The sequence below is a fragment of the Escherichia sp. TW09308 genome, from assembly GCF_000208565.1.
GTDB classification, from domain to species: Bacteria; Pseudomonadota; Gammaproteobacteria; order Enterobacterales; family Enterobacteriaceae; genus Escherichia; species Escherichia marmotae.
The window spans coordinates 2683330-2697128 of record NZ_AEME01000001.1; the positions used below are offsets into that span (position 1 = coordinate 2683330).

At 46.2% G+C, this 13799-nt stretch carries 12 protein-coding genes; 6 read left to right on the top strand and 6 right to left on the bottom strand.

What is annotated here, in order from left to right; genetic code table 11:
• Nucleotides 1-365 precede the first annotated feature (365 nt).
• Nucleotides 366-1397: an HTH-type transcriptional regulator GalR gene (galR, locus tag ESM_RS0112800; RefSeq protein ID WP_000201044.1), complete on the top strand. Its 1032-nt coding sequence runs from the start codon at nucleotides 366-368 to the stop codon at nucleotides 1395-1397.
• 6 nt (nucleotides 1398-1403) lie between these two features.
• Here galR and lysA read toward each other — a convergent pair whose 3' ends face one another.
• The gene (lysA, locus tag ESM_RS0112805) at nucleotides 1404-2666 is read right to left on the bottom strand and encodes a diaminopimelate decarboxylase (protein WP_001120693.1); all 1263 of its coding nucleotides are present in this window, start codon (nucleotides 2664-2666) and stop codon (nucleotides 1404-1406) included.
• Between the two features lie 122 nt (nucleotides 2667-2788).
• On the opposite strand from lysA, the gene lysR reads away from it, so the two are divergent.
• A complete protein-coding gene (gene lysR, locus ESM_RS0112810; protein WP_000741841.1) occupies nucleotides 2789-3706 on the top strand; it encodes a DNA-binding transcriptional regulator LysR in 918 nt (305 codons plus the stop codon).
• 4 nt (nucleotides 3707-3710) lie between these two features.
• Here lysR and ygeA read toward each other — a convergent pair whose 3' ends face one another.
• The 5 genes from ygeA to ESM_RS0112840 form a co-directional block, all read right to left on the bottom strand.
• Nucleotides 3711-4403, bottom strand: a complete 693-nt coding sequence (ygeA, locus tag ESM_RS0112815; protein WP_000848675.1) for an amino acid racemase — start codon at nucleotides 4401-4403, stop codon at nucleotides 3711-3713.
• A gap of 130 nt (nucleotides 4404-4533) precedes the next feature.
• Nucleotides 4534-5952 carry an arabinose-proton symporter AraE gene (gene araE, locus ESM_RS0112820; protein WP_000256427.1) on the bottom strand — a complete coding sequence of 473 codons (1419 nt, stop codon included), beginning with the start codon at nucleotides 5950-5952 and terminating at the stop codon, nucleotides 4534-4536.
• A 314-nt stretch (nucleotides 5953-6266) separates the two neighbouring features.
• On the bottom strand, nucleotides 6267-7028 hold the full coding sequence (gene kduD / locus ESM_RS0112825) for a 2-dehydro-3-deoxy-D-gluconate 5-dehydrogenase KduD (protein ID WP_000602501.1): 762 nt from the start codon (nucleotides 7026-7028) through the stop codon (nucleotides 6267-6269).
• A gap of 29 nt (nucleotides 7029-7057) precedes the next feature.
• Nucleotides 7058-7894 carry a 5-dehydro-4-deoxy-D-glucuronate isomerase gene (gene kduI / locus ESM_RS0112830; protein ID WP_000383241.1) on the bottom strand — a complete coding sequence of 279 codons (837 nt, stop codon included), beginning with the start codon at nucleotides 7892-7894 and terminating at the stop codon, nucleotides 7058-7060.
• Nucleotides 7895-8182: 288 nt separating this feature from the next.
• A complete protein-coding gene (locus ESM_RS0112840) occupies nucleotides 8183-9364 on the bottom strand; it encodes an acetyl-CoA C-acetyltransferase (RefSeq protein WP_000656046.1) in 1182 nt (393 codons plus the stop codon).
• Between the two features lie 255 nt (nucleotides 9365-9619).
• Between ESM_RS0112840 and ESM_RS0112845 the strand changes: the two genes are divergently transcribed.
• From ESM_RS0112845 to ESM_RS0112860, 4 genes are all read left to right on the top strand, one after another.
• A complete protein-coding gene (locus ESM_RS0112845) occupies nucleotides 9620-10849 on the top strand; it encodes an amino acid permease (RefSeq protein WP_000036848.1) in 1230 nt (409 codons plus the stop codon).
• Nucleotides 10850-11307: 458 nt separating this feature from the next.
• Nucleotides 11308-11940, top strand: a complete 633-nt coding sequence (locus tag ESM_RS0112850; RefSeq protein ID WP_010378570.1) for a helix-turn-helix transcriptional regulator — start codon at nucleotides 11308-11310, stop codon at nucleotides 11938-11940.
• A gap of 344 nt (nucleotides 11941-12284) precedes the next feature.
• The gene (locus ESM_RS0112855) at nucleotides 12285-13100 is read left to right on the top strand and encodes a winged helix-turn-helix domain-containing protein (protein WP_010378573.1); all 816 of its coding nucleotides are present in this window, start codon (nucleotides 12285-12287) and stop codon (nucleotides 13098-13100) included.
• Nucleotides 13087-13569, top strand: a complete 483-nt coding sequence (locus ESM_RS0112860) for a hypothetical protein (protein WP_000196281.1) — start codon at nucleotides 13087-13089, stop codon at nucleotides 13567-13569. The genes ESM_RS0112855 and ESM_RS0112860 overlap by 14 nt, the downstream gene beginning before the upstream one ends.
• Nucleotides 13570-13799 lie beyond the last annotated feature (230 nt).

The window sequence follows — 13799 nt, forward strand, 5'->3', positions numbered from 1 at the left end:
CAAAGGAATGAAGGGAAATGCAACGAGGTGTGTAAATTATCGGTTACTGTTACAGATTGATGTCAGGCGAAAAAAAACCTGCGCATCTGCGCAGGCTGGTGTAATTCATGTGCTCAACCCGAAGTTGACTTCACCTATCAATACCTCTGGGATCACCACTTTAGCAACCTGAAGCCAAACGCCACCAGCGGTCAATCGCAACAGCGTTTCGCAAAGTGTAACCAAAGGTTTGTAATCTCTTTTTTTGTCTTACTTATTCGCGTTTCGCTCAAATTCCCCGCGCAGAAAACACCACACCCCTTGAACCAACGGGCGTTTTCCGTAACACTGACAGAATGTAAGCGTTTACCCACAAAGGTATTTTCATGGCGACCATAAAGGATGTAGCCCGACTGGCAGGCGTTTCAGTCGCCACAGTTTCCCGCGTCATTAATAACTCTCCAAAAGCCAGTGAAGCTTCTCGTCTGGCTGTGCATAGCGCGATGGAATCTCTTAGCTATCACCCAAACGCCAACGCCCGGGCGCTGGCACAACAGACAACTGAAACCGTTGGCCTGATCGTTGGCGATGTTTCCGATCCCTTTTTCGGCGCAATGGTGAAAGCGGTCGAACAGGTGGCTTATCACACCGGTAATTTCTTATTGATTGGCAATGGTTACCACAACGAGCAAAAAGAGCGTCAGGCCATTGAGCAGTTGATCCGTCATCGCTGCGCCGCACTGGTTGTCCATGCCAAAATGATCCCGGATGCCGATTTAGCCGCATTGATGAAACAAATGCCAGGCATGGTGCTGATCAACCGGATACTCCCTGGTTTTGAGAACCGTTGTATCGCTCTGGACGATCGTTACGGTGCCTGGCTGGCGACACGTCATTTAATTCAGCAAGGTCATACCCGTATTGGTTACCTTTGCTCTAACCACTCTATTTCTGACGCCGAAGATCGCCTCCAGGGGTATTACGATGCCCTTACTGAAAGCGGTATTCCAGTTAATGACCGGTTAGTAACTTTTGGTGAACCGGATGAAAGTGGCGGCGAACAGGCAATGACTGAACTGCTGGGAAGAGGCCGGAATTTCACCGCGGTGGCCAGTTATAACGACTCAATGGCGGCGGGCGCGATGGGCGTACTCAATGACAATGGGATCGATGTACCGGGCGAGATTTCGTTGATTGGTTTTGATGATGTGCTGGTATCACGCTATGTGCGCCCACGGCTGACCACCGTACGTTACCCCATTGTGACGATGGCAACCCAGGCTGCCGAACTGGCATTAGCGCTGGCGGATAATCGCCCCCTCCCCGAAATCACCAATGTCTTTAGTCCTACGCTGGTACGCCGCCATTCAGTTTCAACGCCGTCGCTGGAGGCAACGCATAACACCGCCAGCGACTAGCGGTGATTAAAGCAACTCTAGCGCCAGTAATTCTTCAATGGTCTGGCGGCGGCGAATCAACCGCGCCTGACCATTATCAAACAGAACTTCTGGCAACAGTGGGCGGCTATTGTAGTTTGATGACATTGACGCGCCATATGCCCCCGTATCATGCAGCACCAGATAATCACCCGTCTTCACTTCCGGCAAAGCGCGGGTTTCGACATTTCCCCCCTCCTGCTGGGTAAAAACATCGCCCGATTCACATAACGGCCCGGCGACAACGGTTTCCACCGTTGGTGCCTGTTCAAGAGAACGACCATCAGCCGCCAGGGCGCTAATATGGTGGTAACTGCCGTACATTGCCGGACGCATCAGGTCGTTAAATCCGGCATCAACCAGCACAAAGCGGCGACTGCCCATTTGTTTGACGCTCCGCACCTGAGTAATCAACACGCCAGACTGCGCCACCAGGAAGCGACCCGGTTCAATTTCCAGTTTCACGTGATGCCCCAAATGGCAAGCGATCTGCTCACGCGCGGCATTCCACAGACCATAATAATGTTCAGTATCAACCGACTCCTCTCCCTGCTGATAAGGAACAGAAAGCCCACCACCTGCAGAAATAGCCTGTAAATCCTGACCAAATTCGATGACCTGACGCACCATCGCCCCACACACCTGCTCCAGATGCGCGTAATCAACACCGGAACCAATGTGCATGTGAATGCCGACCAGTTGCAGATGATGACGTCGTATCACTTCCAGTGCGGCGGGAAGATCGGCATACCAGATGCCGTGCTTACTGTTTTCGCCACCAGTATTGGTTTTTTGGCTATGACCGTGACCAAACCCCGGGTTAACGCGCAGCCATACCCGATGCCCTGGCGAAACCTTCCCCAGTTGGTCGAGCATATCGACAGAGCCAGCATTCACTGGAATTTGCAATTCACTGACGCGCTCAAGCGTTGCCTGATCGATAACATCCGCGGTAAAGACGATGTCATCGGGATGCGTTTGCGGATTGTATCCCGCCGCCAGCGCACGCTCGATTTCACCCAACGAGACGGAATCTACTTTCACGCCCTGCTCACGCATTAAGCGCAAAATATGAATATTGGAACAAGCTTTCTGTGCGAAGCGCACCACATCAAACTGTTTCAACGCCGCAATCTGCCGACGAATAATTTGTGCATCGTAGACCCACACCGGGCAGCCAAATTCTGCGGGCAAGCGCAGCAGATTTTCGGCGCTGAGATCGGTATCAGTACTGAACAGTGAATGTGGCATAACAAACTCCGAATAAGTGCTTTTTTATGATTACGCCACATCATAAAAAGAATAAAAAAATATCGATTTATGCCGAGTCTATGCAAAAATGATATGGATTACCGGATTGCGAGAGAAAGTAGATGGCCGCCGTTAACTTACGTCATATTGAAATTTTTCATGCGGTTATGACCGCCGGAAGCCTGACTGAAGCCGCACAACTGCTGCACACCTCACAGCCAACTGTCAGCCGCGAACTGGCACGTTTTGAAAAGGTGATTGGGCTGAAACTGTTTGAGCGCATACGCGGAAGATTACATCCTACCGTGCAAGGACTGCGGCTATTTGAAGAGGTGCAGCGCTCCTGGTACGGGCTGGATCGCATCGTCAGCGCCGCTAAAAGTCTGCGCGAGTTTCGCCAGGGAGAACTTTCAATTGCCTGCCTGCCGGTCTTTTCGCAGTCTTTTTTGCCCCCGCTGCTACAACCTTTTCTGGCCCGTTATCCTGAAGTCAGTTTAAATATCGTGCCGCAGGAATCGCCGCTACTTGAAGAGTGGCTTTCGGCCCAGCGCCATGATTTAGGACTCACCGAAACGCTGCATACGCCTGCGGGTACGGAACGTACCGAATTACTGTCTTTAGATGAAGTCTGTGTTTTACCGCGGGCACATCCGCTGGCGACAAAAGAGGTATTAACGCCGGAAGATTTTCAGGGTGAGAATTACATCAGCCTTTCCCGTACTGACAGCTATCGCCAGTTGCTGGATCAACTGTTTAATGAACATCAGGTTAAACGCCGCATGATTGTGGAGACCCATAGTGCCGCGTCAGTCTGCGCGATGGTACGGGCGGGAGCGGGCGTTTCGATAGTTAACCCACTCACCGCTCTGGATTATGCAGCAAGCGGATTAGTCGTGCGGCGATTCAGTATTGCGGTTCCCTTCACCGTTAGCCTGATTCGCCCCCTGCACCGCCCGTCTTCAGCATTGGTGCAGGCATTTACAGAGCATTTACAAGTCGGTTTACCGAAACTGGTTGCCTCGCTTGACGCTATTTTGTAGTCAGTTACGACAGCATAAAGGCAACCGCATCCTCGGCATGGATCGCTGCAGTATCAAATACGGGAAGAACGCTGCGTTCTTCAGGCACCAGTAAACCAATTTCTGTGCAGCCGAAAATCACACCCTGCGCGCCCTGTTCTGCGAGGCGAGCAATCACTTGCGCATAATAAGCGCGCGATGCTTCGGTAAATTGCCCCAGACACAGCTCTTCAAAAATAATCTGATTAATTTTCACCCGTTCATCTGCTTCAGGCACCAGACAATCGATAGAAAATTGCTCCGCCAACCGCCCACGATAAAAATCCTGCTCCATAGTGTAGCGCGTGCCCAGTAGCGCTACGCGCGTCATTCCGGCGCGGCTGATTGCTCGTCCGGTGGCATCCGCAATATGTAAAAAAGGCAGCGAGCAACGGGATTCGATGACATCTGCCACTTTGTGCATCGTATTGGTACATAACACAATGCCCTCTGCACCCGCCCGCTGTAAGCCAATCGCCGCCTCTGCCAGAATCTCCCCGGTTTTATCCCATTCACCACGACGTTGACACTCTTCTATTTCATGAAAATCGACGCTATGTAGCAGCACTTGCGCAGAATGAAGTCCACCAAGCCGCTGTTTAATGCCTTCATTTATCAGGCGATAGTAAGGGATGGTGGATTCCCAACTCATTCCCCCCAGCAAACCAATTGTTTTCATTCCTCTCTCCTGTCTTGTGAGTTACCGCAGCGAGGCAGAATAAAGGACGTAACGAACGCCTCAACGGCCAGGTGCCCGATCTCTATTAGCGAAAAAAAGGCCGGATGTACAGCACATCCGGCCAGTGAAATCAGACGCCGATATTTCTCAACTTCTCGCCAGACATCAGTTTACGTTCGATATGTTCCAGCGTGACATTCTTGGTTTCAGGAATGAGCCAGAAAGTGATGCCCACAAACGCAATGTTCAATGCGGTGTAGAGCCAGAACGTACCGGCAGCGCCAATGCTGTCGAGCAACGTCAGGAAGGTCGCGCCGATAATCATGTTCGACACCCAGTTGGTGGTGGTCGAGCAAGTAATACCGAAATCGCGACATTTCAGCGGCTGAATTTCGGAGCACAGGATCCACACCACAGGCGCGGCACTCATCGCATAACCGGCAATACACATCATCGTCATGCCAACAGAGAGCCAGGACAAACCACTGGAAGCCGTTCCGTTATCAAACTGCATCAGGCAATAACCCAACACCAGAGTTCCCAACGCCATCACGCTGAAACCAATTTTCAGCGCCGGTTTACGCCCCGCTTTATCGACCGTAAAGACGGCAATAAAGGTGGCGAACATAAAGGTCAACCCCACCACCAGAGTCGCAATCATCTGCTGTTCGGTAGTCGTAAAGCCCGCCATTTTGAAGATACGCGGCGCGTAGTACATGATGATGTTCATACCAGTAAACTGCTGCATCGCCTGCAACAACATACCGAGGAACACGGCACGACGGACGTTACGGTTGATCTTAAACAGCGCCCAACCGCCCTGTTTTAATTTCAGGCTTTCACGTATTTCGTTGAGTTCTTCTCGCGCTTTTTCCGATGTATCGCGCAGCATACGCAGCACTTCTTCCGCCTCAATATGACGCCCTTTCTCCGCCAGCCAGCGCGGACTATTCGGCAGGAAGACCACCAGAATAATCAACAGGACTGCAGGTAAGGCAAGAACACCTAACATTGCGCGCCAGTTACCGCTATAGCTGAAGGCTGTATCGGATAAAAACGCCAGCACAATGCCGAGTGTGACCATCAACTGGTACATACTGATCATCTTGCCACGAACGTTTTCACTCGCCATTTCTGAGAGATAGAGAGGTGCAGTATAAGAGGCGATTCCGACAGCAATCCCCAGCACCACACGGGCGGCAATCAGCATTTCAACGCTGGTCGCAAAAGCCGACCCTATCGAACCGAGCACAAAGAGGATAGCCCCCGCCATCAGACTGTATTTACGCCCCAGGCGGAACGACAGCCAACCGTTAAACAGCGCACCGATTGCTGCGCCAAGCATCATGCTGCTGACCACCCACTCCTGCAAACGACTGGTCAGCACAAAGTGATCGGTGATGAACGGCAACGCTCCGGCAATAACTCCGATATCAAGACCGAATAACAATCCCGCGACCGCAGCAGCTACCGAAACAAACATATTCATACGCCGCGTATCGCGCAGAGGGCGCGGCGTTAAAGCAGATTCCGTATTGATAGTAACCATTTTTTCCTGCCAGCACAGAGTAAGACATAGTGAAAAAATACGTGAACAATTAACTCAGGTGTCAGGTCGGAAATATCATAAATATGGATTAAACTGCTGCTACATACTGTTATGTGATGGACATTACACTTTTAAAATTAAGTGAAATTAATGACATTATAATTAAGCACCTAATTTTAAAGCAGATAAAACTCATAAAGTTTATTAATTGATAATTCATATGGATTATTTCATAACCATGATATGGATTATGCTGATTATCAGAAATAAAAAACCCCGCCGTCAGGTAGGGTCTTAATAGAAAACTGAATAAATTAACGTGCCAGCCAGCCGCCATCCACAGCAACGGTATAACCATTCACATAGTCTGAAGCACTGGAGGCAAGGAATACCACCGGCCCCATCAGATCGCTCGGTAGCCCCCAGCGTCCGGCAGGAATGCGCTCAAGAATTTCCGCACTACGTTGTTCATCAGCCCGCAATTGCTGAGTATTGTTGGTCGCCATGTAACCCGGAGCAATCGCATTAACGTTGATGTTATGTTTTGCCCATTCGTTCGCCATCAGGCGCGTCACGCCCATCACGCCGCTTTTTGATGCGGTATACGAAGGCACACGGATCCCGCCCTGAAATGAAAGCATTGACGCAATATTGATAATCTTGCCGCCGTTGCCCTGAGCGATAAAGTGTTTCGCCGCAGCCTGAGACATGAAGAACACGCTTTTGATATTCAGGTTCATCACATCATCCCAGTCTTTTTCGCTGAACTCGAGGGCATCTTCACGGCGAATCAATCCGGCGTTATTCACCAGGATATCAATATGACCGAACTCTGCTACCGCACGATCCAGCAGTGCTGGGATGCCATCAATCTTACGCAGATCGGCAGTCAGACTTAAAAAGCGACGCCCCAGCGCAGTAACCTGTTCAATAGTCTCTGTTGGCTCAACAATGTTGATGCCGACAATGTCACAACCCGCCTGTGCCAGCCCCAGTGCCATTCCCTGTCCCAGCCCGGTGTCACAACCGGTGACTACCGCAACTTTACCTTCAAGAGAAAATGCATTTAAAATCATAATAATACCTTATTCATTTATACTCGCGACTAGCGCAGATCTTTAACGGCAACGTGGTCCATATCATCAAAGACCTGGTTTTCACCGACCATGCCCCAGATAAAGGTATAAGCTTTGGTTCCTACGCCAGAATGGATAGACCAACTTGGGGAGATCACTGCCTGTTCGTTATGTATCACAATATGACGCGTTTCTTGCGGCTGCCCCATCATGTGGAAAACGCAGGCGTCATCGTCCATGTTGAAATAGAAATAAACTTCCATCCGACGTTCGTGGGTGTGGCACGGCATCGTGTTCCACAGGTTACCCGGTGCCAGCTCCGTCAGCCCCATACTCAACTGGCAGGTTTCCAGCACATCCGGCACAAAATATTTGTTAATCGTGCGGCGGTTGCTGGTGAGGTTATCGCCCAGCGTAACCGGAGACACTTCGGACGGAGTCACTTTTTTGGTGGGATACGTTGTGTGAGCAGGCGCACAGTTGTAGTAAAACTTCGCTGGAGTGGCACTATCGATGCTGGCAAAGACAACCTCTTTTGCACCTTTACCTACATACAAGGCATCGCGGTGACCGATTTCATAGCATTGACCATCGACAGTAATCGTTCCGGCACCGCCAATATTGATAACACCCAGCTCGCGACGCTCAAGGAAGTAGCTCACGCCCAGTTGTTTTCCGACTTCCCCGCCAACGGAAACCGTTTTTGCTACCGGCATAATACCGCCAACAATAATACGGTCAATGTGGCTGTAAACCATGGTGTACTCATCCGCGACGAATACCTTTTCAACCAAAAATTCATTGCGCAGCCCCTGGGTATCCAGCGTTTTCGCGTGCGCACTGTGGATGCTCTGTCTTACGTCCACATCAACCTCCGATAATCAGTGAAGCATGAAATTACAAACGATAGTGAAACATCGTTTCGTTTTCTCTTTAAAGGGATGATATGCCCATGGGATATGGTTTTCAATTAAAAATAAAATATTGTTTCATTTTCTGGAAAAGGATTGAAAAAAGTGTAGTACCGATCACGAATCAGCCAGGTAGAAGGAGAAAAGTCAGGTTTTATATGAAATGTGCATAGCGGTGCCAGCCATCATCATAAAGCAGATTGATGGCGGCAGATGTTTAACGGATAAGGAAGAAATACAGATCTAATCGTCACGCTCAATAGTTAATGCCACCCCCTGACCACCACCAATGCAGAGTGTAGCCAATCCTTTACGAGCGTTGCGTTTCACCATTTCATGAACCAAAGAAACTAAAATGCGGCACCCGGAGGCACCAATCGGGTGGCCCAACGCAATCGCGCCCCCATTGACATTGACCCGGCGTTCATCCCACTCGAGCATCTTGCCAACAGAAAGCGCCTGCGCGGCAAATGCTTCATTAGCCTCAATAAGATCGATATCGGCCAGTTGCCAGCCAACACGCTCCAGGCAACGGCGGGTTGCATACACCGGGGCAATGCCCATCAGTGCAGGATCGACACCAACGCTGGCAAAGGCGCGAATACGTGCGAGCACGGGTAAATTCAACGCTCGCGCTTTGGCTTCGCTCATCATCATTACCGCAGCAGCACCATCATTGATGGATGAGGCATTTCCCGCAGTAACAGAGCCGTGGCTATCAAATGACGGATTTAAACTGGCTAGCCCTTCTGCACTGGCATCAGTACGCGGCTGTTCATCGGTATCAACGATCAATAACTGCCCGTTGCTTTGCGTTCTGACCGGGACGATCTCATCTTTGAATCGTCCGGCGTCAATGGCCGCCCGCGCTTTTTGCTGCGAACTAAGTGCGTAGGCATCTTGTAACTGGCGGCTGATACCGTATTCGCGCGCCAGATTTTCGGCGGTGACACCAATATGGTAATCATTGAATGCATCCCACAAGCCGTCATGCACCAGGCTATCAACCAATTGGCTATCGCCAAGCTGTGCTCCGGTGCGGCTATCAGTCAAAACATGCGGCGCGCGACTCATATTTTCCTGGCCACCGGCAATAACAATATCAGCCTCACCACACTGGATCGCCTGAGTGGCGAGATGCAAAGCTTTTAGTCCGGAACCACAAACATCATTAATGGTAATTGCCGAAACGCTGTTGGGAAGACCACCTTTAATCGCTGATTGCCGTGCTGGATTCTGCCCTGCCCCGGCGGTCAGAACCTGTCCCAGAATCACCTCATCTACCGCATGTGCTGCAACACCAGTGCGATCTAATAATGCTTTCACGACCAGGCTGCCTAATTCCACGGCGGAATGGCCTGCCAATGCTCCACGAAAGCAACCGATAGGTGTTCGTAACGCCCCGACAATCACAACGTCTTTCATCACAACCTCGCACCAATTAACCGCGTAATAGTAAATGATTGTTAACAACAATTATCTTAAATGTTTAAAAATAGTGATTTTTATCACAAAGGAAATTCGTCGGAATGAGGGATGGAGATACCAGGCTGGCACGCAAGGTTTGCATCTACTAACACACCAATCCACGGTTGATATAGCGTTAATCTCCCATGTCTGGCCTGGTTTATGGTAAATTGCCCTCCATTTTGTTTAATTTGTAGATGATACGTTCAAATAATGTCTAAGATTTGGTCAAAAGAAGAAACTCTCTGGAGCTTCGCACTCTACGGCACTGCCGTTGGCGCAGGCACACTCTTCCTTCCTATTCAGTTAGGTTCAGCGGGAGCGGTGGTCCTGTTTATTACTGCACTGGTCGCCTGGCCTTTAACATATTGGCCACATAAGGCCTTGTGCCAGTTCATCCTTTCTTCAAAAACATCAGCAGGCGAAGGGATCACTGGCGCGGTAACTCACTACTATGGCAAGAAGATTGGTAATCTGATTACCACTCTGTACTTCATTGCTTTTTTTGTCGTCGTGTTGATATATGCAGTGGCAATCACCAACTCACTCACTGAACAACTGGCGAAGCATATGGCCATTGATCTACGCATCCGTATGCTGGTGAGTCTTGGTGTTGTGTTGATCCTGAATCTCATTTTTCTGATGGGACGCCATGCCACAATTCGGGTAATGGGATTTTTGGTTTTCCCGCTGATTGCCTACTTTTTATTTCTTTCCATCTACCTGGTCGGTAGCTGGCAGCCTTCTTTATTAACAACCCAGGTAGAGTTCAATCAGAATACCCTTCACCAGATATGGATATCGATTCCCGTGATGGTTTTCGCCTTTAGCCATACACCGATTATTTCTACGTTTGCCATCGACAGACGTGAAAAATACGGCGAACACGCTATGGATAAATGCAAAAAAATTATGAAGGTCGCTTATCTCATCATCTGCGTGAGCGTGCTATTCTTTGTCTTTAGCTGCCTGTTATCAATTCCACCTTCATATATTGAAACGGCAAAAGAGGAAGGCGTCACCATTTTATCGGCACTGTCTATGTTGCCAAATGCCCCTGCATGGTTGTCAATTTCTGGGATTATTGTCGCGGTAGTTGCAATGTCTAAATCATTTTTAGGCACCTACTTTGGCGTTATTGAAGGTGCGACGGAATTAGTCAAAACAACGTTACAGCAGGTAGGGGTTAAAAAAAGCCGTGCATTTAACCGCGCACTGTCAATTATGTTGGTATCACTGATTACTTTCATCGTCTGCTGCATCAACCCTAACGCAATTTCGATGATCTACGCAATCAGCGGTCCGCTCATTGCCATGATTCTTTTTATCATGCCTACACTGTCTACGTACCTCATCCCTGCGCTTAAACCCTGGCGTTCCATCGGAAATCTAATTACGTTGATCGTGGGTATTTTGTGCGTTTCGGTAATGTTCTTTAGTTAATCTCTGAGGTGAATGGTTCAAAATAGTCATAATTTTGAACCATTCCAATTCTTACAATGCCTGCCCACCATTAATCCTCCCTCTGACTATTCATAGCATAAACAAGCATTATCAAGCTGTTATCATCAGTAAAAATCTGAACATCTTAAATAAGACTATTTAAGATGCTTCACTTAGATTTACAAGATATCTTCTGGTTATTCGAAAACAATTTGCAGTATAGATATTCCTAATGCATTAGGTAGTTATCTGATTTGCAATAAAGCCAATATGGTTAACCAAGTGAAATCAAACCATATTTAAAACTTAACGACGTATTCTTAAATAGTTTATTGAGAATAATATCAAATACAGATTAAACGCAAATTTCTATTAAAAGCTTATTAAATCAGAGTGTATTGACATCATCAATAACCAATGAAATTATGCGATTATCTATGAATAGGGAGGTTATTAACATGAGACTTTGTAGTAGATATAAAAGTCTTACATGCAATAGTTGCTCAATGCATTGTCAAATAATGCCAGAAAAGTCACCACGTTTGCAGTATTGTGCAAACGCATGCTTTTGTATGTGGCCCGAAGATAGTTCGTATTTTAATCGTGGTGTGGTTGAAGGCATATTAAGTAAAAACCATAACGCACGATTAAGCGGATACATTTTTGTAGATTTTTCAGTAAGTTTTTTACGTCTTTTTTTAGATAAAGACTGGATTGACTATCTTACGAGTACTGATATGGGAATTGTATTGGTAAGCGACAGGAATATGCAATCTCTTGCTAATTACTGGAGAAAACATAACCCAGCAATATCAGCCATTATATATAATGATGATGGACTGGATGTTGCTAACGAAAAGATCAGACAGTTGTTTATCGGTCGTTATCTGTCGTTTACCAGAGGCAATACGTTAACTCAAATGGAGTTCACCATAATGGGGCATATGGTCTCTGGCTATAATCCATATCAGATTGCAGAAACACTCAACATGGATATCCGTAGCATCTACGCCTACAAGCAAAGAATTGAAAAATGGATGGGTGGTAAAATTAACGAATTGTTTATACGTTCAAACTCAGTTCAGCATTGAAACGTAACTATCAATAATCATAATTATTGTATATACGGGCATTTATAAAGATGCCCGTATTTTATATCACGCACTTTTAACGCCATTTGTTAAATATTTAGTTTAATCATGTAAGTTTTGTGTGTTATCTCAAAAGATGAAGAGACGTCATGAGAGAAAAATCATAAGAACGTCGTTACAACCGTTAAATTTGTTAATATATATAGAATTTTAAGTTACATTAACATATTGCAATCATGATTATCGGAATGAATATAAAATTAATATATATTTATTAGATAAATACTAATATACTTATCAAACTATTTAATTTCAATTTTCTTGATGCCGTATTTTATTGACGTATGTACTGGATTATTAACAATAATATTGAGTTCTGGCCGGAACACAGGAAATTAATTTCGGTACATGACGCCGAGCTGAACGTCGTTCTGACAACGCCAGCAAGCAGGTGTTTATCGTTGCTACTTGAAGCTTTTCCAGATGTGGTCGCCCAACAAGATTTTTTCTCCAGAGTCTGGGAAGAAGAAGGTATGCGTGTACCGGTCAACACGTTATACCAAAACATATCGATTATCAGACGCGGATTTCGTGCGGTTGGTGAGACTACGCATTCGCTTATTGCAACCGTGCCGAGAAAAGGGTTCAAGATCAATAATGATATAAACATAGGAAGTCATACCCTCCCCTCTTCAGTAGATGTTCAAAAGAACAATTCTCCTCACAGCCTGAACGTTACAGATGAGCTTAGAGACATAAATGTTGCTCCAGATAATCATGTCAGGAACATACTCTGGCGCTCTAAATTTTATTTACCAATGTTAAGTGCGTTTGGTGTAGGTTTGCTTACCGCATTTTTACTATGGAATAATAGTCAACCCAGATCATTTTTCAAAGATTACAGAACTGTTGCACAAATAAATGGTTGTCATTTTAATGTTGCAGAAGATAGCATCGATGGTTTGAAAGATTTCGATAAATATAAGAACCGTATATTAGGGTCAGGAATTGACTGTAAAAAATATCCGTGGCTATATTTTTCACTCTCCAGGTCGTCTCCGGGTTTGATTGTTATGGCATGCAAAAAAAACTACAGTAATAACGAAGTTGCCGGCTGTTTAACTCTGTCTTATCGTGAGGTTAATCGTGACTCGCTGTAAAAAAGTCCTGCTTATTGTTTTATGCTTTATCAGTGGGTTTATTTTATTCATTGCCTATCATTATTCTAAAGAACAAATCTCATATAATGAAAAATGTACGGCTAATTGGGTGATTTTTAATGACCAGGGGCAAGCCAATCTTACTCTTGATTTTATGTATAATAAAAACCAAAAGACTGGAACAGTTGCACTGAGTGGCACATGGAAACAAAACACAAAGGTTTATAAAGCAATTCGACGAGATATTGAATATACATGGAGTGAAAATTATAATACTTTGCATCTCATCTCCAACAAAATAAACAAATTTGATATTATTGATCAAGTTGAGGATGATAAACTTGCACTACTCCTTCCTGATTTTTATGTCTTTTCAGGAAAAAGAATAAGCTATAATATACAAAAACAACGTAATCATGGATTTCTTTTTAATATTAGTAATAGAGCAATTATGTACTGTGCAAGATAATATCTTATCACTATAGAAACAAAAATGTTAAAAATAACCATTTGAATATTATTGGTACTGAAACACGCCATAATTTTTCGAACTTTATAATTCTGTACATCTAAACTCTTATACATAACTCCCTCGCGCTATAAAAACACCAATAGTACATCCCTCCCCCGCATGACAATTACTTTACATAATATTTTTGTCAGAAAACATCAAAAACACTCTTTGGCGAAGATGCTACA

Coding starts and splice junctions, on each gene's coding strand:
- ESM_RS0112845 (WP_000036848.1), top strand. CDS start 9,620: ATGTCTAAGATTTGGTCAAAAGAAGAAACTCTCTGGAGCTTCGCACTC.
- galR (WP_000201044.1), top strand. CDS start 366: ATGGCGACCATAAAGGATGTAGCCCGACTGGCAGGCGTTTCAGTCGCC.
- ESM_RS0112850 (WP_010378570.1), top strand. CDS start 11,308: ATGAGACTTTGTAGTAGATATAAAAGTCTTACATGCAATAGTTGCTCA.
- ygeA (WP_000848675.1), bottom strand. CDS start 4,403: ATGAAAACAATTGGTTTGCTGGGGGGAATGAGTTGGGAATCCACCATC.
- ESM_RS0112855 (WP_010378573.1), top strand. CDS start 12,285: ATGTACTGGATTATTAACAATAATATTGAGTTCTGGCCGGAACACAGG.
- lysR (WP_000741841.1), top strand. CDS start 2,789: ATGGCCGCCGTTAACTTACGTCATATTGAAATTTTTCATGCGGTTATG.
- araE (WP_000256427.1), bottom strand. CDS start 5,952: ATGGTTACTATCAATACGGAATCTGCTTTAACGCCGCGCCCTCTGCGC.
- lysA (WP_001120693.1), bottom strand. CDS start 2,666: ATGCCACATTCACTGTTCAGTACTGATACCGATCTCAGCGCCGAAAAT.
- ESM_RS0112840 (WP_000656046.1), bottom strand. CDS start 9,364: ATGAAAGACGTTGTGATTGTCGGGGCGTTACGAACACCTATCGGTTGC.
- kduD (WP_000602501.1), bottom strand. CDS start 7,028: ATGATTTTAAATGCATTTTCTCTTGAAGGTAAAGTTGCGGTAGTCACC.